This is a genomic window from Oribacterium asaccharolyticum ACB7 (assembly GCF_000238075.1).
GTDB classification, from domain to species: domain Bacteria; phylum Bacillota; class Clostridia; order Lachnospirales; family Lachnospiraceae; genus Oribacterium; species Oribacterium asaccharolyticum.
Genome location: NZ_JH414505.1, coordinates 113423 through 133081, shown reverse-complemented (window position 1 = coordinate 133081; position 19659 = coordinate 113423). Strand labels below are relative to the sequence as shown.

14 protein-coding genes and 1 tRNA gene are annotated in these 19659 nt (G+C 44.3%); 7 read left to right on the top strand and 8 right to left on the bottom strand.

What is annotated here, in order from left to right; all coding sequences use genetic code 11:
* Positions 1–13 precede the first annotated feature (13 nt).
* Both HMPREF9624_RS05675 and HMPREF9624_RS05670 read right to left on the bottom strand, forming a co-directional pair.
* The gene (locus HMPREF9624_RS05675) at positions 14–1750 is read right to left on the bottom strand and encodes an ABC transporter ATP-binding protein (protein ID WP_009536920.1); all 1737 of its coding nucleotides are present in this window, start codon (positions 1748–1750) and stop codon (positions 14–16) included.
* The gene (locus HMPREF9624_RS05670) at positions 1747–3489 is read right to left on the bottom strand and encodes an ABC transporter ATP-binding protein (RefSeq protein ID WP_009536919.1); all 1743 of its coding nucleotides are present in this window, start codon (positions 3487–3489) and stop codon (positions 1747–1749) included. Before HMPREF9624_RS05670 ends, HMPREF9624_RS05675 begins: the two co-directional genes overlap by 4 nt.
* 301 nt (positions 3490–3790) lie before the next feature.
* On the opposite strand from HMPREF9624_RS05670, the gene HMPREF9624_RS05665 reads away from it, so the two are divergent.
* Positions 3791–4273, top strand: a complete 483-nt coding sequence (locus tag HMPREF9624_RS05665; RefSeq protein ID WP_009536918.1) for a pyridoxamine 5'-phosphate oxidase family protein — start codon at positions 3791–3793, stop codon at positions 4271–4273.
* A gap of 103 nt (positions 4274–4376) precedes the next feature.
* Here the strand turns inward: HMPREF9624_RS05665 and HMPREF9624_RS05660 are convergent, their stop codons facing one another.
* A complete protein-coding gene (locus HMPREF9624_RS05660; protein ID WP_009536917.1) occupies positions 4377–6407 on the bottom strand; it encodes a leucine-rich repeat domain-containing protein in 2031 nt (676 codons plus the stop codon).
* Positions 6408–6777: 370 nt separating this feature from the next.
* Between HMPREF9624_RS05660 and HMPREF9624_RS05655 the strand changes: the two genes are divergently transcribed.
* Positions 6778–10716, top strand: a complete 3939-nt coding sequence (locus HMPREF9624_RS05655) for a hemoblobin-interacting domain-containing protein (RefSeq protein WP_009536916.1) — start codon at positions 6778–6780, stop codon at positions 10714–10716.
* Between the two features lie 200 nt (positions 10717–10916).
* On the opposite strand, the gene HMPREF9624_RS05650 is transcribed toward HMPREF9624_RS05655, so the two are convergent.
* Together HMPREF9624_RS05650 and HMPREF9624_RS05645 are read right to left on the bottom strand one after the other, a co-directional pair.
* Positions 10917–11120 carry a hypothetical protein gene (locus tag HMPREF9624_RS05650; protein ID WP_009429100.1) on the bottom strand — a complete coding sequence of 68 codons (204 nt, stop codon included), beginning with the start codon at positions 11118–11120 and terminating at the stop codon, positions 10917–10919.
* Between the two features lie 127 nt (positions 11121–11247).
* Complete coding sequence (locus HMPREF9624_RS05645) at positions 11248–12330, bottom strand: hypothetical protein (RefSeq protein WP_009536915.1); 1083 nt, start codon at positions 12328–12330, stop codon at positions 11248–11250.
* A gap of 247 nt (positions 12331–12577) precedes the next feature.
* On the opposite strand from HMPREF9624_RS05645, the gene HMPREF9624_RS05640 reads away from it, so the two are divergent.
* The 4 genes from HMPREF9624_RS05640 to HMPREF9624_RS05625 all read left to right on the top strand — a co-directional run bounded on the left by HMPREF9624_RS05640 (position 12578) and on the right by HMPREF9624_RS05625 (position 15541).
* Positions 12578–12650: transfer RNA gene (locus tag HMPREF9624_RS05640), tRNA-Thr, on the top strand.
* Positions 12651–12783: 133 nt separating this feature from the next.
* Positions 12784–13062, top strand: coding sequence for a helix-turn-helix transcriptional regulator (locus HMPREF9624_RS05635; RefSeq protein ID WP_009429370.1), 279 nt, complete (start codon positions 12784–12786; stop codon positions 13060–13062).
* Positions 13063–13192: 130 nt separating this feature from the next.
* On the top strand, positions 13193–14131 hold the full coding sequence (locus HMPREF9624_RS05630; protein WP_009429865.1) for a DNA-directed RNA polymerase subunit alpha: 939 nt from the start codon (positions 13193–13195) through the stop codon (positions 14129–14131).
* Between the two features lie 54 nt (positions 14132–14185).
* Complete coding sequence (locus HMPREF9624_RS05625; RefSeq protein WP_009536914.1) at positions 14186–15541, top strand: UvrD-helicase domain-containing protein; 1356 nt, start codon at positions 14186–14188, stop codon at positions 15539–15541.
* Here the strand turns inward: HMPREF9624_RS05625 and HMPREF9624_RS05620 are convergent.
* Positions 15518–15970 (bottom strand): hypothetical protein, encoded by a 453-nt coding sequence (locus HMPREF9624_RS05620; RefSeq protein WP_009536913.1) that lies wholly within the window; start codon positions 15968–15970, stop codon positions 15518–15520. The genes HMPREF9624_RS05625 and HMPREF9624_RS05620 overlap by 24 nt on opposite strands.
* Before the next feature lie 296 nt (positions 15971–16266).
* Here HMPREF9624_RS05620 and HMPREF9624_RS05615 point away from each other — a divergent pair, with 296 nt between their 5' ends.
* Positions 16267–16923, top strand: a complete 657-nt coding sequence (locus HMPREF9624_RS05615) for a methyl-accepting chemotaxis protein (RefSeq protein ID WP_009536912.1) — start codon at positions 16267–16269, stop codon at positions 16921–16923.
* A gap of 86 nt (positions 16924–17009) precedes the next feature.
* Here HMPREF9624_RS05615 and HMPREF9624_RS05610 read toward each other — a convergent pair whose 3' ends face one another.
* Positions 17010–18131 carry an IS256-like element ISOrsp1 family transposase gene (locus HMPREF9624_RS05610; RefSeq protein ID WP_009536911.1) on the bottom strand — a complete coding sequence of 374 codons (1122 nt, stop codon included), beginning with the start codon at positions 18129–18131 and terminating at the stop codon, positions 17010–17012.
* Positions 18132–18396: 265 nt separating this feature from the next.
* Positions 18397–19653 carry a C39 family peptidase gene (locus HMPREF9624_RS05605; RefSeq protein ID WP_009536910.1) on the bottom strand — a complete coding sequence of 419 codons (1257 nt, stop codon included), beginning with the start codon at positions 19651–19653 and terminating at the stop codon, positions 18397–18399.
* Between the last annotated feature and the right edge of the window lie 6 nt (positions 19654–19659).

Sequence of the window (19659 nt, the reverse complement as noted above, 5' to 3'; positions counted from 1 at the left end):
TCGTAAAACGGCTTTAATAGCTGAATTCTTCGGCAAGCCGGCTCTTTTCTACCAGGTTCCGATAGACTTTGGAGCGCTCCAGCAGTTCTTCGTGGGTGCCCACGGCGTCCACCTCTCCGGAGGACAGCACTAAGATGCGGTCTGCTTTCTCGATGGACTTCAAACGGTGGGAAATGAGAACCACGGTTCGGTTTTCTCCGCGGATTAAGCTGCTGAGGCTTTCCTGAATTTTCCTTTCATTGTCAATATCCAGATTTGCGGCAATTTCATCTAAGAGAAGTATGGGAGCATCCTTTAAGAAGGCTCTGGCAATGGAAAGTCGCTGTCTTTCTCCGCCGGAGAGTTCCGCGCCGTTTTCCCCGATTCTGGTTTGGAAGCCCTCGGGAAGCTTTTCAATAAAGTCCAGGCAGTTGGCAAGACGTGCCGCTTCCCGCACTTCTTCGTCCGTGGCATCTGCTCTACCTAGACGGATATTCTCCAGGATAGTAGTATTAAAGAGATTCACTTCCTGGAAGACCATGGCGATTTTTTGGAAAATGGAGTCTGTCGCCGTGTTTTGTAAATCCTTTCCGCCGATGAGAATTTTTCCGGCATCTGCGTCATAAAGTCTGGACAGCAGGCGTAAAATGGTGGTTTTTCCGCAGCCGGAGGGACCGACTAAAGCGAAAAGTTCTCCTTCCTTTACTGACATGGAGACGTCTTTCAGAATCGCCCTGTCTTCGTTGTAGGAGAAGGACACATCCTGAAAGGCAATGGAGAAGTCGGAAAGCGCTGTACTCACTCCTTCCTGCTTCTTTGCAGCCTTGATTTCGGAGATGCGCTGCACCGCCGGTGCGATATAGAAGATTTCCATCAAGCTTTCCTTGGAAATGTCGAAGATTTCCTTTAGCTTCATAGAAGCGATGATAAAGCCCAAGAAGTAGAGGAGGGAAAGGCTGCCATTTTGATAGAGCGGGAAACCGACGAAAATCACCGTAGCCACACTCAGGAAAGCAAATATGGAAGAGCATCCCATGACGATAAAGGAACCCATTTCCGTTTTTAAGTGAAGTTTTTCTTGCTCGTCCATTTTTTGATATAAAGCTTCTCTAACCTCCCTGTCCGGGAGAAAGCTGCTGATTTCCTGATGCAGGTCGATGTGTTCCTGAAAAGCTTCCGCATTTTCCCGCAAAAGATGATAGTACTTCTGATTGTTTTGCACTACGAGCTTTCTGGATAAGGGAATCAAAAGAAAGCTGAAAATCGTGGGGAGAAGGGTGGCAAGGGACAGCTTCCAGTTCGAGAAGCACATGAGGATTCCCATAATCGGGAAGAAGAAAAACATGGCTACGATTTTAGGGACGGAATGGCTTAAAGCGTGTTCAATCCTCTCCACGTCGGACATAATGCTTTCCGACAAATCACTTAAGTCATGTTTGGAAAAATAGGCAACGGGAAGGTCTGCCAGGGTTTCTGCAATATTTTTTCTCAGGTTTGCCGATTCTTTGTAGGTCGCATTATAGAGGCAGACATACTCCTTGGAAAGCAGTAGGTAGAGGACGAGCAGGATAACGAGCGCCGGAAGAATCAGCTCCCATGGCGAAAAGGTCGTTCTAGCCGCATTTTCCAGAAGGAGCTTTGCAAGATAGAGTAAGAGCATAACGGGCCCCATATTGATGCAATAGGTAAGAAAGCAGTAGAGACTGGCTTTTTGCAGGTTTTTCGCTCCCTGCTCCGTAAGGGAGAACTGTTTTTTGAACCAATTCATCATTTGTTTATCCTCCAATCTTCCGTAGTTTGATACAGTTCCCAGAGCTTTTTATAGCGACTGTCTTTTTGTAAAAGCTCCTTACTGCTTCCCCGTTCCAGGATCTTTCCTTCTTCCAAAACCAGGATTTCATGGAGTCCCTGAATACTGGAAAGACGGTGGGCGATCATAATCACGGTTTTCCCTTGAATCAGATTCTTAAAGGCATTTTGCAGGGCATACTCCTGATCCGCATCGATGGAGGCACTGGCTTCGTCCAGAATCACGATGGGAGCATTTTTCAAGATCGCTCTGGCAATGGCGATTCTTTGCTTTTCTCCGCCGGAGAGGTAAACGCCTTTTGCGCCGATTAAGGTATTTTCCTTCTCGGGAAAACGTTCCAGAATTTCTCTGCAACCCGCCATATCCAAAGCGCGATGGACTTCTTCCGGAGTAGCACTCGGTTTTCCTAACAGCACATTTTCATAAATCGTCTTATGGAAGAGCTTGCTGTCTTGGAAAACGAAGGAGATAGCCTTACAAAGGGCATTTTTGCTGTAGCTTTCAATGGGGAGGTCCCCGATTCGAATCTGCCCTTTATCCGCTTTGTAGAAGCCGGAGAAAAGCTTTGCAATGGTGGATTTTCCCGAACCGGAGTGCCCCACAAGGGCATAGCTTTTTCCTTCTTCCAAACGGAAGGAAAGCCCTTCCAAAACTTTCTTGTCTCCGTAGGAGAAATCTACATCTTGGAACTCCATGCTGTAATTGGGGAAATTTTCTTCCTTGCCGTATTGTAGGCTGTCTTCCTGCATTGCCTTGTAGAGCTTTTCCATTTCGTCGATGGCAAAGCTTGCATTGAAAATGTACATGCCGGACCACATGATTTTCATGAAAGCCACCATGATGACCCCGTCCAGAAAGAAAATCATAATCAAATCGATAATCAGTTTTTCGGGTTGGGGTTCTTTTACCAGAAGAAAGGACAGGGGAATCGAAAGAATCGGAATTAAGCCTAGGAAGATCCATTGGTAGAGAACATAGGGCGTTTTACAGCTTAAACTGTATTCAAAGGCGTATTTTGCATAGTTTTCAATGGCTTCTTTCATGGCTTTGAAGCTTTGTAAGCGATTTCCGAAGAGCTTTACGACCTGAATACCCCGAACATACTCCACGGTTTCCGCACTGAGATGATTTAAGGATTCCTGATACAACTTCATAAATTGGCTCCCACCCATCATTTTCTGGAGGAAGAAGCCGCTAACGAGAACCAGAAGCAGGAGAATTACCCCTACCCGAAGACTCACAAAGAAGCCAAGAGCCAGGGTAAGGAGGGGCACAAGAAAAGCCTGGGCACTGTCTGGAATCATGTGGGCCACTGCCTGATGGGTTTTCTCTGCGTTACTGTCGATGGTTTTCCGAATATAGCCGGAAGAATGCAGGTCATAAAAACGAAATGAAGCGGATGCCAGTCCTTCAATCCCTTTCTTCCGGAGATTCGTCTCCAGGCGGAAGGCAAAGATGTGGGATAAGACACCGGAAAAGAGATAGCAAAGTCCTGCCAGGGTAAGGGCAAGAACAATTTTCAGACTCATGGCGTAGCTCTGTCCTTCATCTCGGAAAAGGATGAGGTTTTCCAGAAAGAAGTAGAGGAGCATATAGGCGTAGACCAGAATCACTCCGGAAAGAAGGGAAGTCAGGATAGAAAGGATTCCCGGCACGATTTTTTCCGGAACGTAGTGAAATACTTTTTTGTAAACGTTCATGGAGGCCTCCTAAAAAGTTTGACGTAAGAGTTAGCTATAACTATCTAAAATCATATAATACATACAAAAGAATAATCTCTATCATATAATAGTTAGTCTTATATAACAATAAGAAGGCTCGTATTTTTCCCATCGTTCTCTATAAATAGTTTATTTTTAAGGATAAATTTTTTAAATAGAAAAATGGGATGGGGACAAGATATTCATTTTTCAATAGTTGATAGTATGGGAAAAAGTTTTTTTCTATGCTATAGTTTTCTGACTGTTTCAGCTTGTGAGATGAGGAAGGATGGAAGGTTCAATGGAAGAATTCAGAAAGATGCGTCGATTTAAGCAGGAAATCACAGAGGAGGAGTGCATAAAGGTACTGAAAGAAGCCCCGAGAGGAGTGCTTGCTCTTCACGGAGAAAACGGCTATCCCTATGCTATTCCTTTAAATCAATTCTATAACGAAGAAGACGGAAAACTTTATTTTCACGGAGCGATGCAGGGACTGAAGCTGGATCTTATTACAAAGAACAACAAAGTTTGCTTTACTGTGCTGGACGAAGGATTTAAGAAAGAAGGAGAGTGGCCCTGGCACTTTCATTCCGTTGTATGTCTCGGAAGAATGGAAATTGTAGAGGATCGAGAAAAGGTGCTTTCCATTTGCAGAAAGCTTGCAGAACGCTTCTATCCGACGAAAGAATCCATAGAAGAAGAAATCAGAAACGCGGGAAGCAGGGTAAATGGACTTGTGATGACCATTGACCGAATGAGCGGAAAACTCGTAAAAGAAGCATAGAAGTAAAACTTATCAAAGGGGCTGTAAAAATCATTTTGATTTTTTACAGCCCCTTCAAGTATTTCAAATAAGACAGTCTTTAGTATAATAACAGTTCTTCGCTTTATCCCACTATTTCGACGCCATCGGGTAGAAGCTCCGCATTCACGATGGAGTTTCCGCTCATTTTCACTCTCTTTAGGTTCGGGAGATTCCGAAGAACGGAGATATCGGTGATATAGTTATTCGAGAAATCCACTTCCTCCAAGCTGGTCAGACCATTAAGACAATCCAGGCTTTGCAGTTTGTTGTTACTGATATCGAGACTCTTTAAGGCCTTGTAATGAGAAAGGAAAGGCTGAATATTGGCGGAAAAATCTTCCGACTCGTTATCTATATTCCTAAGAATGGCCTGTGTGAGAGTCAGGCTCTCTACCGTGTTGTCATCCGCCATGCGGCTTAGGGAAACGGGAAGGACAGGGTCGTTACTTGCGACTTGGTTTTTGTTCGGAGTGAAAAGAAGTTCTTTTACCCCGGTATTTGTAAACGTCTCTGTATAATCCTTATAGCGGCTGAAGGGGGAATCCTGAAATTCCAGCTTGGAAAGAGAGGGAAGTGCCCGAAGGACAGACCCGAGGTCCGGCTCCACCTCATCGGTAATGCCGTTTCCTATGATGGTAAGGTTCGTTAAAGCATTCATTCCCTGCAGGAAATCGGCGCTGTATTCACTACCGTAGTTATCGATGGTGAGATTCTTTATGGAAGGCATGTGGGAAATGGAATCTCGGTCCATGGAATAACACTTCACATTTTCCAGCGCGCTTAAACCGTGTAAGTCGGGAACCTCATACGTGTGATAGCTGATGGAAAGGGTCTGTAAAGAACTGAGGGTGCTGAGCGCATTGACATTTTCCAGAGAAGAGCAGTCAATGGAGAGGCTATTTAAGGAAAGATGCCCCGATAAACCGTCCAGATTCAAAATCGCAAGATCTTCCAAGTTCAAGGACTTTAATTTCGGCATGTTCTGCACGAAGTTTAAGTCCTTCACATCCTTTAAATTTCGTAAGGAAAGCTGTTCCAGCTGCGGCATACCGGAAAGTACCCCGATATTTTCCACAGTAGAATCATTCGTTCCCAAGAGGTCCAGCTTACTCAGGCTACTTAAAGAAGAAAGAGGGGAAAGGTCCGTGGGCTTGTCTCCATAAAACCCCAGAGCAAGCGTCTTGAGACTCGGAAAGTTTCGAAGGAACAGAAGCCCCTTCGTATAGTCGTCATCGATATGAACGGTGAGCTCTTCCAGAGAAGAAAATGCTTTAAAAAAAGCATCCGGATCTTCTCCTTCTGTATTTTCGTCGGAGTAGGAATCACCGGTAGCATCATCGTCCAGCATCATGTTGTAGAGACCGATAATCTGCTCAGGGTGTGCGAAAAGCTTTGCGACAGTTTGAAAGTCCTCATTTTCTCCGGAAAAATAGCGGAGATTGGTCAGACTCTTCAAGGTCTTCGCATCGGAGTCGGTATCATAGTTGAAATGCACCTGATATCCAAGGGAGAGCGTGGTGAGCCCCGTAAAAACCTGCATATCCGCTTCGTCAAGACTATCCGTGGCAGGAAGATAGATGGTTTCCGGATCCTTCGCCGTGCCGTCCTCATTCACAGACTTGGCATAGTCAAACTTCCACTTCTCACTTTTATCGGAGTCGGTACTATTTACTATATGAATGGACAGGGCAGCGATGGAGTTATAATCCTCCGTTGTGATATCCTTCAATTGTTTTCCGAAAGCCTTCTCTACGAAGCTCTTCACGGTTTCGTCCTCCGGCACGCTGCGGAACGTTGCCGTCGTCTGGGTGGATCCGATAGAAGTTGTATGAGGCGTGCGGAATATGTTGCTGAGAATGAACATAAAGAAAATAAAAACAATTCCGCCAATGATGGCCGCCGCCTGAACTGCACCAAGGTCCTGCCTTACCGGAGCAGTTCTTTGGCCCATATTCAGGTTATCAATATGAATGTTCTGCGTAATGTTCGGCTTATGCGGCTCGATATAGACCTTCGTCTTGCAATATTCACAGGTAACAAAACCTTCCTTCATTCCTTCCGGAATATTGAGTGTACCGTGACAATTCGGGCATTCCATTTTTGTAAGATTCATCTTCTTCTATCCTCTTTTCCGTATTGTGGGTAATGCAGTTGTTTCCACAGCATAAAAGGAGACAGGCTCCATACTATTTTCTTTCGTTTTTGCGAACTTTTTAAGTATAACACATTGAACGCATCGGGGGAATTTTTTGTTATAGAATTTCCCGTTTCTTTTATTGACGTTAGCCTTGGCTAATGATAAGTTAGTTGCGGCGAATATAAAATACGCACTGAAATTAATTATTTTAATAAACTTACACTTTTGAAGGCATATTTAAGCGCTTAAAAGAAGGGATTTTTCTTTTATATGATTTTTTAACGACAGAAGTGTATTTTTTGAAATTTTTTGTGTAAGTGCAGGCAAAAGAAAGGAATAAGAGAACATGGTAAAACGTGGGTTTCGAACGCTTGCCGTTGTTGCGGCGATGTCGATGATGTTGAATCCGACAATTTCTGTCTTTGCGGAGACAAACAGAGTAAGCACGGACGGTTCCTGGAAGGTTGAGGAAAAGAAGTGGATTTTTACAGATGAGAAGGACCGGAAGATCACAGGATGGATAGTTTACAATAAGAATTGGTACTACTTGAGTCCCGAAGACGGAAGCTTAAAGACCGGCTGGTTAACACTGAACGGGAAGTCCTATTTCTTAAGTACGGAATCGGGGCAGTTCACGGGAAGACTTCTTAGCGCTTGGCAGTGGATTGACGGCTATTGCTATTATTTTATTGCGGAAGATAATGCAAGATATGGAGAACTTTTTACAGGCGGAACGACACCGGACGGGTATACGGTGGATAGCGCCGGACGCTGGACAAAAGACGGTACCGCCGTGTATGAAAATGGAAAGGGACTCTCTTCCTCGGAAAATGCACAGCAGGTAGCCGGTGCGGACAGACCGATTCCTTCAGGCGGAACGGGAAGTTCCGCCGGGCGTAGCGGTAGCGGCCGAAGCGGAAGTTCTCGAGGCAGTGGACAAAGTAGCGTCTCCGGGGGAACAGAGCAGAATGCAAGTCAGGACAAGCAGAAAGAAGATTCCGGAAAAAAGGGTAGCGCTACAAAAGAAGACGATACCAAGAAAGAAGAACAAGAGGAGAGCAAGACAGCAAGTCTCGTAGCGACTGCACAGACCAAACTGGTGAATACCGAGCTTGGGAATTTCCTTTCTCTTGCCTTTTTAGAGGGCACGAAAGAGGACTATACCGTTACAGTGGACGGAACGGACATTTCCTCCGCTCTCACGAATGTGGACGATTCCGGGCAGATTGCGAAGTGGAGAGCTACGGTTGCCCATCCGAAGAAACTCGTGATTTCCAGAAAATCGGACGGGAAGACAGAGGAAATTGAGCTGGAAGAAGGGAAAGCCCAAGCGGAAGAGTCCAAGGTAGAAGTCACGGCGGGTGACCCGCAGGATCATCCGAAGTACCTTCTTGCACAGGGAACGGCGACCGTATTTGACCGTCTTCTTCCGAATAACGGGAAGGACGGAAAAGAAAGATTTACGCCGAAGAAGAGCACTTTTACTCTTTTCGAAAAGAAGAAGGAGGATCCGGATGCCATTCAGGCGGAATTTTATGTGAAACCCGTTGTTATTGATGCGGAAGGAAATGGCGTCGGCGGAAAAGGAATCAAAGCGGAATTCAGCTTGGGAACGGATAAGGAGAAAGACTGGTTTAACGGCATTGATCAGATTTCCCTTCTTCGGTATGAGGACAATACCGTCCTGAATCGAAATTTAAACTTCAAGAAGACGGATCCGGTATCCGGAAAGCATGGCTTTGTAGGCACATTGCAGGTGCCGGTCGGACAGGACAATATGCGTTCTCGCGGACTCTATATTTTGGCGATTCACTCCAAGAAGACGGAGGAAGTCATCACTCTTCCGATTGAGTTGCAGAGCAACACGAGATTCCAGGTGGACATCGCGCAGGAGACCATGGCACCGAAGACCGGAGAGAGAGTAAAGTTCCGGATTAACGGCGAGAATGGGGAGAGCTTCGGAAATGAAATCAAAGTCGATGATATGCAGGTGACTTTGGAGAAACCGAGCGGAAAGAAGGAGAAGCTTTCCTATATCGATGATTACTTCAACTTCGGCGGCAATTTCATCCTCTACGGCACGAGTTCCAATAAAGAGAAGACGGTCAATACCGATGAAGCCGGGATGTATACCATTAAGATTAAATATTCCGGCTATCCTACGCTCAGTAAACAGTTTATCGTTTACAAGGGAGAAGGACAGAATACGGAAGATAAGCAGGAAGACACGGCAAGAAGCAGTGCGAGAGCTGCCTACAGCGGAAAGAAGGCGGATGCGGTTTCTGCGGCAACAAGTGGAAAAACTTCCACCCACGCGGGAAAGAAGGAATCCGGGAAGAAGGAGAAGGAATCCGTGTATGACGGGGTGTCCTCTGCAACCGGAACCGTGAATACCCGTGTGAATGTGGTATTTGACTATGATCTCCTTGAAAATGCCCTAGTTTTAAATGAAATTAAAGCCTTAAACGAAGATGCCCGGAATGTCCTTGTTTGGTACTACGGCATGAACTTTGACCGCTTCGGGTACCTCTTTGATGAGGGGGCAAAAAACTACTACAGTGTAGAAAAATACATGAATGCTCTGAAGGATGACGAGACGAAAGGCGGAAAGATTCGCTCCTATAGCGAGTATCGGAAAGAGGCCGAAGCAGCCGATTTTAACGGGGTATCGGAAGTTCAATTTGTTCTGGAAGACGGAACGCTCGGAAGTCTGAGTGATTTCAAGAAGTACAAAGGAGAGGATACACCGAGCTTTAGCGGAACAACCATCAAGAAAGGGGAGGAAATTGTCCTTCATACGGACAACAAAGAATACCTTTCGAAGATACAGGGTGTATATACCGATGGCAGCAGTGAAAATCAGATGAATTACAATTATCCGAAGAGAGTAACAATTGATTCGGAGAAAGGCACCATTACCCTGCATCGTTATGCCTTTAATTTCCTGAATCCGGTGACTCCGGAAGTCGGAAAGCATACGATTACGCTTGATGCGGGAGCGGACTACAAGAAGGTGGATATTATTCTTACGATTACGCAGGAAGAGATCACCGAGAAGCCGACTCTGGTAGGAGAAGCCGCAGTTGGAAAGGATCTGACACTCTCCCTTCCGAGAAACGCGATACTACGCTTTGCAGGGGTTTCTTTACAGAAGGGGGACGGCGAAGTAAAACCCCTTCTGGATGAGTCTGCAGGCGGAACTTCCGGAAACGATTACTACGTTTTGGATAAAGAGAATGACCAACTGATCATCAAAGCCGGACGCTTCAAGGAGGCAGGCGAGTACACCGTTTTTGTGAAAGTGAAAGAGCAGAACGGAACGCTGAACACGACCTTCCAAGTGAAAGAAAAGTCCGATACGCCGGAAGAGCCGAAAGAAGAGGAGGACAAAGGACTGGAGGCGCCGGAAGTAAAGTACTTTGAGGAAGACCGGAAAGGATATAACAATCGAAATGTGCTTTCTTTCGTGCCCGAGAAGACGTATCCGAAAAAGGATGTTACCGATTACCTGGAGAAAGTCAACAAAGTCGTGGTAAACGGTGAGGAATATAAGAAAGCATCTTACTACACGGAGGTGAACCGAAAGGACGCGACATACGCGTTACACAATAACAATGGCGGCGGAAATTATAGCATTATTTGCCTCTCTCCCTCTGCTTTCGTAGAAGGGGAAAATGTAATTGAAGTCTATGCGGAAGGCTATAAGAAACTACAGTATAAGGTCACTTTGAAAGGAAAAGAAGAAGCGGATAGCATAGCGGTGCCGGAAGGGGCTGAAGTGAAGAAAGCGGCTTTTGGAGGAACTTACTATGTTTCTTTCGGAAGAAATCGAAAGAGTGCTGAGGTTACCGCATACATTGCGAAAGTAAAGTCTGTTTCCGTAAATGGCACGCTTTATACTAGAATAAACTATTCAGGAAATGTTAATTACAAAGAAGACAGTTTTGCAACCACGGATATCGGCGGCAACAATGGGAAGCATAATGCAATTTCCATTTCCGGTTCGAAAATGACCGGTGTAAAAGACAAGGTCATTGTACAAGCCGAAGGCTATAATGATTTAGTGCTTTCTTATCCAAGTACTGCGAGCAGAGTGAGACGGTCTCTCCTGGAAGATCCGTTTTTAGAAGAGAGTTTGGATAGCGAAGAAAAGAGGGAAGAAAGTACGGAAGGTTCTGAAATTACAGAAAGCGCTGTAACGATGGAAAGCACTGAAACTTCAGAAGGTGTTGAAACCACCGGAAGTGCTGTAACTGCAGAAAGCGCTGAAAATACAGCCGAATAAACGATTCTGCTTGTTAAGACGATTTCGTAAAAACATATTGCAAAAAATGAGTATCCGGCCTCAGTGCAGGATACTCGTTTTTGTATAAAAAGAAGGGGGAGGCCATTGAATAGATAGCTTCCCCCTTCTTTCATTTCTTATTCTTAACGAGTACAGCCCTAAGAGCGTGCGATATCTCGTTCAGAAAATACCGCGCTGAACTATCCTACGTTCAGGATATAGTTTCCGGTAACCAGAGAATAGATTCCCATTAAGACGATTGCGATGCATGCGATCAATCTGATGGGGTGAATGGTTGTCGGTGTGTCAATCTGCTTCGCATAACGGATGTTTTGAATCTCCGCGAAGGCAATACCGGCACAAACAAGGCTAACAACGATGGTCAAAATCTGCTTTTGTGACATAATAATCTCCTCTTTCTTTTTGGTTTAAAAATATAGGAAAGCATTGACGAAAGCATCCTCCTCTCCGGAGGAAGTATCGTGAAATGTATTTTCTTTAGGACCGGAGTCCATTTTATCTTGTACCGGCTTAGTTGGCATTCGTGTCGGTATCGTCACCGACTCCGCTTGTATAGTCCCTGTTGCTATCCGCATATTCCCCTAAACCGGAAAGAGCGCTTAAATCCGGTGTAGCGGAATAGCTACCTGCTGTAGGAATGCTATAACTTTCATTAAGGACGGGATAGGACGGCAGGGCTTTTTTGTCTGTAAAATAGGTGGTAATCGTAGCGAGGGCTCCGGTTGCCAGGGTGAAGGCTAAGAGCAAGTAAAGGTTATGAAGATAGTCTGCAGCAACCTGCGGTTCACCCGTTTCCTGGATTCTTTCCCGAACATATTGGAAGCATTCCAATACGTGATTGAAGTCCCCGTAGAAACCTTCGGATAAGTAAAAAGAGAAATCCAGACGATTGACAAGGTATGCCATGATGCCCATGAAGGCTAAACAAACAGGGATACCGATCAGACCGAACCGTCCGGCAAAGAGCTTATAGCCGAGAACAGTAGAGAAGCCCATGATTACACCGCCATAGAGGGAAATATACCCGAGTCTTGCAATGAAAAAGACGAAGATGGCACCGACAAACGCACCAATCAGTGCACCGAATATACCGAGAATCACACCGATAATCCCTCGATTTTCTTCTTTCTGCCTTTTTTCTTCCGCATTCAGCCGAAGAGCATCGAATTGATTTCTGGTGTAGATATGGCATTTTCCGCTGAGACAGTAGATGGAAATATTTTCCTCCTGCCCGTCCACTTCACTGCAGTTTGTCAGTTCGTTTTCAGAAAAATGCGTTGTCAGCTGAGAAATCCCGTCAATCATGTTCTGTATGGTCCCCTTATCCGTAAAACCGTTTTTAAAAACGGCATTCACGAGGTAGCCGGACAAATTGAGGTGGCTCACTTGCTTGACGCTTTTGTCAATGAGTTTCAAAAGGTCTTTGCTCGGGTGCTGCCCCATCTGTGATAGGGAAAAGGAACCTTCGTGAAACTTTCCGCTGTAACGGATGGATATGAAATACCCGTTAAAGACCCCTGCAGCTTCTCCGATATCTTCCAGGTATTTTAGCCCCAGAGCCTCGGCAACTGCCATTATCGTTTTGCTTTTCATTTTTACTTCCTGTCCTCCCGCCTTATTTTAGGTGAAATGAATTTCTATGATTCATAAAATGTAATCCTGAATCATAAAAATTAACTTCGCCTATTATAGCTTTTATGCTCGATTATGACAATACGTTATAGAAAGGAAAGAAAAAAGCGTAAGAAGGAAATAAAGTGAAAAAAGCGAGGCATAGTTTTTTCCAAAAAGAATTGACAGGGAGTAGGTTCTTATGCTATTTTCTTAATGTTCTGAGTATGCTGATGTAGCACAGTCGGTAGTGCGTCGCATTGGTAGTGCGGAGGTCACGGGTCCGATTCCCGTCATCAGCTTTTTCACACAGCGGAAGCTTGGCTAGTTAAGCTTCCGCTTATTTTTAGCAAATGCTTTATTTTTTAGAGATAAGCGCTCGCTTAGGAGAAATCTTGATTCGGGCAATAGATTATAGAAGAAGGGAGCTCTTTAATGGAAGAATGCAGAACACTGGAATATCCTGTGATTGATGTGTATGCTACGGGAAAGAATATTGAACGCCTTAGAAAAGAGAAGGGATTTTCCGTAAAAGATATTGCTTCCTTTATGGGCTTTGTGGAGCCGCAGGCGGTATATAAGTGGCAGCAGGGAAAGGCTCTTCCGAGTCTGGACAACATGTTTGCTCTGAGTATTTTGTTTCAGGTTTCTATAGAAGAGATTCTTGTGAGACAGCTGGACGGCCTCGAGAACGGGAAACATCTTGCAGCTTAGTTGTCTTTTCCGCTCATTTTCGGAAAAACACTCGAAAATTTCCGGAAAATGAGTATAATAGATAGGCTGGATTAATTTATATAATTTATATAGGTAATTTCTTTTCAAAAAACTATAGTAGGAGTACGGAATGGAGAATGCTATGAAACCGGTATTAGAAGTAGAAGAGCTTATAGAGGATCAGGGGTTTGGTCGTTTTGTTTGTACTTCTCTTGTTAAGGGAGAAGGAACTGTACTGGGGAACTCTCTTCGGAGAATTCTTCTTTCTTCCATGCCCGGAGCCGCAGTCAGTGAAGTGAAAATTGACAGTGTATATCATGAGTTTTCCTCCATCCCCGGAGTGAAAGAGGATGTTTCCGAGATTATTATGAACTTAAAGAAGCTTGCGGTTCGCTATACCGGAAGTTCCGAGGAGCCCGTTATGGCCTATGTGGATTATATGGGAGAGGGGATTGTTAAGGCTTCCGATATCAAGGTGAGCTCGGAAATTGAGATTATGAACCCGGATTTGGTTCTTGCAACTCTTTCGGGAGAAGATGCAAAGCTCTATATGGAATTGACCATTACCAGAGGAAGAGGCTATGACGGGGCAAACACCCGTGATCACAGTGACTTGGCTATCGGAGTGATTGCAGTGGATGCCATTTATTCTCCGGTGAAGAAAGTGAATGTTTTTATTGAAGAGCAGGGAGAAGAGGAAAAGCTGACGCTGGATGTCAGCACGGATAGAACGCTTGCCCCGGAAGAGGCGGTTTCACTTGCAGCGAGAGTTTTACAGACTCATTTGAAGCTTTTCATTGATATGGAAGGAAATGTGCGTGAAAATGCAGGCGCAGGCAGCACGGATGAGATGAAGAGCGATGAATTAAACAAGAGCATTGATGAGCTGGAGCTCAGCGTACGTTCCTACAATTGCTTAAAGCGAGCAGGAATTAATACGGTAGAGGATCTTTGTGCGAAAACCATGGACGATTTGATGAAAGTAAGAAATATGGGAAGAAAGTCGCTGGATGAGATTTTAAATAAGCTGGAAAGCATGGGACTTCGTTTGACAACAAAGGCAGAGTAAAAGAAGGCAGGGGATCGTTTTTACGATGCCCTGTTTTTTAAAATAGAGGGTAGAATGGAGAAGAGCAAGAGATTTTGGACTGAGCAGAGGAAGAGGGAGTATATCCGGAGTGCGGAGGATAATCTCTTCATCATTGCAGGGCCCGGAACAGGGAAAACCACCCTACTTTCGAGGAGAATTTTAAACCAGATTATGGGAGGTGAAAGACTCTCCCATTTTCTTTTAATTGCCTTTACTGAAGAGGCAGTACAGGAATTTAAGCAGAAAATCAAGAAGCATTTGTACAGAGAAATTGCAATCAATCGAGAAGCAAGTCACAGACTGAAGAAAAAAGTCCACGGCATAGACTTAATGCATATTATGACCTTTGACGATTTTTGTCTGTGGGTTCTTTCCATGAAAAAGAAGGAAACGACGGAGGAAAAGGAAAGGAACGAGATAGAAAAGGATAAATCCGGAGAAGAAGCTAAGATCGGAGAGGAAGCTAAGACCGGAGAGGAAGCTAAGATCGGAGAAGAGGCTAAGACCGGAGAAGAGAAGGAAAAATCAGAAGAAGTTCTGTCCGTAGAGGAACGCTGCTACAGGCTTTTACAGGAAGATAAGGCGCTTTTACAGGTGCTGAGAAGAGACTTTAGCAAGATCTATGCAGATGAACTCCAGGACTTAAATCAGACCCAGCTGAGTATTCTTCTGAGCCTGGCTACGGATAAAAAAGGAAAGATGCGGCACAACTGTCTTTTTATGGTGGGGGATCCCAGACAGACCATTTATCAGGAGGCGGAAGAGGACAAGCAAGTCTTTTTCGATATGAAGAAAAAGATGGAAGAGAAGAAGAACGTACGGGTTTTATATCTGAACGAAAATTACCGTGCGAATAAAATGCTTGTGGATTGGATTAATGAGGCTTTTCGGAAACGCATGCATTCCTATCGGGATATGTATCCTTCTCAGAGAAAAGAGTTCCTGAAGTACTGTCCCTTCCATGGTGTATTCCGAAGAGACTTTACGGGAGAAGACGGAATAGCCCTTCGAGAGCTTGTGTCCGAGATTCTGTTCGCTTATCCGAATTTAAAAGAAAGGGATTTTCTGATTCTGTGCAGAAGCAAAGAGAAACAGGAGTATTACAAGAAAAGTCTGTCCGGAGTTGGGTTTTCCGACAGTGCACTCGATAAGATGGTTTTTGAAGCCCATTTATCCAAGGGCTTAAATGCCAACATTGTCATTATTACGGAAGCCGGAGGGAACTGTAGCGGGAAGATGGAAAACCGCCTCACCCGTTTGGAATACGTTGCCGTAACCAGAGCAAAGCACGTGCTCATTTTCCTAAAGGGAGAGGCGGAAGAGTGGTTCTGTGATCAATACTATGGACTACATGCCTTGCAGGAATTACGCCTTGGCGAGAAGCAGTAGTTGATAAACGTGAAAGGCAAGGGAAAGAGGAGTGGGAAGAATGAGGTCCGCTATGGCTTCCAAACTAATCTCTTTCCCGATTTTCTTTTTTAAGCCGGGATTCATTTTCTTCGTCTTGCTTAATTCTCTTATAATTTCTTTTCCGCTTGGTAGAAGCTGAACATGAAAATCTTCCGTTTTGGGAAGTCCCTCGGCAAGAAAAAGGATATTGCCATATGAGATTGCCTCCAAGCTTTCCAAAAGCTTTGCTTTGCTTCCTTTAAAAAAAATGCGAAGTCCTGCGGTTGCAGGATAAATCTGGATCCCGGTAATTTGCGGATGCAAAGAAAGTATATCGCTTAAGATTTGCTCCTCTTTCCCGCTTAGGTGGTGACGATCCAAACGAAGTCGAAGAGAAGTATCATTTTCATGGCAGAGTTGAAATTGCATGTTTATCCTTTCTATACTGAAGTCGGAAACGGCGTGATAGGAAACCGAACCGAGCCTATTTCATACTGATGGTTAGTATACACTATTTCTTGCATCCTGACTCTTAAAATTTTATGCATTGTAAAAATTTCGGATAAGAAACCGGTTGGAAAGGGATTGCATGAATGAAAAAGCATTTTTTTAAAAGGGAATAATTTTTTAAAAATTTGTTATATCTCTTTTTTCCTTTGTCGATATAAGAGTATACAATGTTAATTTTCATATTCTAAGAATAGGATAGAAGAGGAAGGAAGAAAATGGCAATTCAAATTCAAGATTTTGCAGGGAAAGAGCAATTTCAATCCATACTTCGTGACTGGGCAATCGCTACAGGACTTGAGGCGATGGTACAGGCGACAGATGGAAAAACGGTATATTTTGCCGATGCTGAGAAGAGGGAGCCAGGGAAGGCCGATACTTTAGATCGCAGTTCCCATGAATTTGGCTCTTCCTCTATCCAAGAAGAACTGCAGTACCAGGGAGAGAAAGTAGCAACAATTTTTCTGAAGGATGATGCTTCAGTAGAGCAGGAGAGAGGAGAGGCTGCACTTCGTTTGCTCAATGTAAGTCTTTCCAATTATTTGGAAGCGGAATGCAGTGAAAGTCGTTTCCACTCTTTTGTGGATAAGCTTACATCCGGAATCAATGAAACCCAGAGTCTGGTAAAAGAAATTCGGAAAAGCACAAATGACTTAAAGAGTATTCAAAGCAGACAGAAGATTCTTGCTTTAAATGCAAACATTGAGGCTGCAAGAGCCGGAGAGCACGGTAAGGGCTTCGGCGTGGTTGCTGATGAGGTTGGACGTCTGTCCGACAGCAGTTCTGCCGTAAACGAGAAGATATCTTCCGTTGTAAAGCGAATTTCCGATGTGGTAAACAGCATTAGCGGAGAAGAACTGGTAGAAGAAGTTTAATCCTTGAAAACGGAAACAGAAAAGACTACGGGGCGGATTTCACCGCCTCGTTTTTTTGCGAGTTATAGGACAAAACGTGTTGATGGCTAATCCCAATCAATGAATGTTTTATTCTCGTTATGGAGATCGCTCCACACAATAGCATCACCCCAAATGGAAAGGCTTTTTTCTAACCTCTGTTTCTCATTCATCTTTTTATAAAGCCTTACAATGCTTTTATCAGTTGGCATTATCTTTAATATTTCAGACGAAGAAAGCGGCTCTGGAGAGTGCATATAACACCACCAGAAGACCGCTTTTATTCTTCTTTCTATCGATAACCCTCTATGATTCCTTAGCATTTCCCTAAGACGCGAATTAATGCCACCCTCTATTCTATTATTCGTTGATGGCGTAGAAAAGCTAGTAGTGAATTCATCATCAAGATATGTAAATAGAGTATTCTCTCGAATGAGTCTTAGTAAGGACCTTTCTGCTTTTAGTAGTCTTTCATGTGTTGGTCTTTTATTCCCATACTCATCTATAGTCATTGCACTAAGGAATTCCTGGTATTTCTTAATCCAGTCCACAAAGCGTTTCATCCAGTTTCCACCTTCGTTTTTGTTTTCTATTTTTAAGAGATCTTTAGCCAAAGAATAAAGTTCTATACCCGCCATAGTATTTGGCCTTGAAGTTGTATAACGCTTTATCTGACAGAACACGTGGAATATACACCTTTGATGCTTGGCATTAGGCCATATTTGCTTTAGTGCTTTTCCAAAGCCGGTTCCCCCGTCTGAAACAACCATTCTTGGTTCTGCTATACGCTTCATAAGAGCGATCCATGCACCTGCATGTTCATATCTGCAGAGGTACCATCCAAGCACATTTTTTTCATCACAGCAAATGAGTATACATGCCTTTCGCCCAAGATATATACCATCTAAAAATAAGACATCCCCGGAGATTTCTATCTTAGGAGGCATTGTCCATATATCCCAAAATTTAGCAGTTTTTCTTCTGAAACTCCTTCCTTCTCCAGGCATGGTGGATTGTGCCTCTTTGCCGAATAGCCACTCTAAAAAGCTCTTCAATTCCTTTGAGTTATTATCAATCTTATGCGTGAAAGAACTCTTACATGCTTTGCATAACCACCTTTGAGAGCCGGCATTGGTCTTTCCTGATTTAACACATTTCTTTCCGCAAATAGGGCAATTTATTTGATTCATTTCATCTTCCTCCAAGGAGTATGGTTTCAAGGAAGATTAAACCCTCATAACTCGTTGCTGTACAAGGACTTACAGCATTTTTATCAACACGTTTTGTCCACCCTTAAAGTTGTTTTGAAAAAGATTGAACCGCCCTACAGCCTTTATTTATCTAGCTGTAGAGCGGTTTTCATCAACACGTTTTGTCCTATAAGCCTTTTTTGCTGAAAAAAACCCGCCCTACATCTTTTGCAAAGAGTGTAGAGCGGGAGTTTTCATACAGGCTTTATGCTTTCGGCGCACGAACCGACCAAAGAGGGCCGCCGGCGTCGTAGTTTTTCTTTAATTCTCGCATCAGTTGAGCCGGACTCCACTCTTTATTCGTATTGTTATAGGAGTTCGGGTCGGCGATGCAGACGGTTCCATTCGGATTTTGCTTTGTAATAATAATGAAATGTCCGCCATTTGTTAAAGCTCCCTTTCCCATGAGGGCAACCAGAATATGACCGGAATTTAAGAGCTCTGCGACATGTTCGGGAGTGCGTTCTCCATCCTTTACACTGTCTACGATTAAGTCAAAGGCGGAAAGAACCGCAGGAATGTAATCGTGATAGGATCCGCTCTTAGGAGCAAAATAACCATAGGATGCAGACCAGTTTGCCATTTCCTTCGGTGTGATACTACCGTTTACATTTCCAAAGGCGGAAACAATCATAGCGGCAGTGGTCGGACCGCAGCCGTATTTACTGATTGTATCTTGCCCGCCGTAAAGGTAACTGCCCCAATGGCTGTCGTGTTGATTATAGTAATACATGGGCCCCATGGCTGTATCCAGGTAGACATTATAGTCATTAAAGGTAGAGGTGCCATAGTAGTTTTCAAAAGGATCCGTCTTGACGGGAATCACGGGAGGTTCCTGCGCATCTTCCGCAGTATCTGCAATGGTAGAAGGGTTATTTAAATCTTCTTTGGGAAGCGGGGCGGACTCTGCTTTTTCCGGGGCAGGTGCTGCTTCCGAAGTGGCGGCTGTGTCCGGTTTCGTAGCGACTGTAGCCGGCTTTGTAGCGGTTGTACTCGGATCCTTAGCGGCTTCCGCAGAGCTTGCCGCTAAGGACGGTTCTGCCGTTTCCGCTGTTGTTCCCTCCGTATCTTCGGCAGAATTTGTATCTTCTTCCGATTGGATTGTTTCGTTTTCACTTGTTCTGGAGGAAGAATTCTTTTTCGAATATTCCGAAGCGGTATTTTCGGAAGCACTCGGGGCATTCGAATCAATAGACACAGCCTCTTTTACGGTAGCACCTTCGTTTTGGACGGAGTCGGAGCGGTCGGCAGTATGATTATAAAATACCTGCTGAAAGCGACTTTCTCCGGATACGCTACCTTCCTTTTTGGCATCCATTTGCTTCAAACTTTCTCTATAGCCGTTATATGCAATGGCGGAAAAGCTGGCTGTCATTACAGAAAGGGACGCAACAGCGGCAATGCCGAGTTGTTTGGCACTGCACATAAGAAGCTTTTGCGTGATTGTCTTAAAAATTCCCATTTCTTT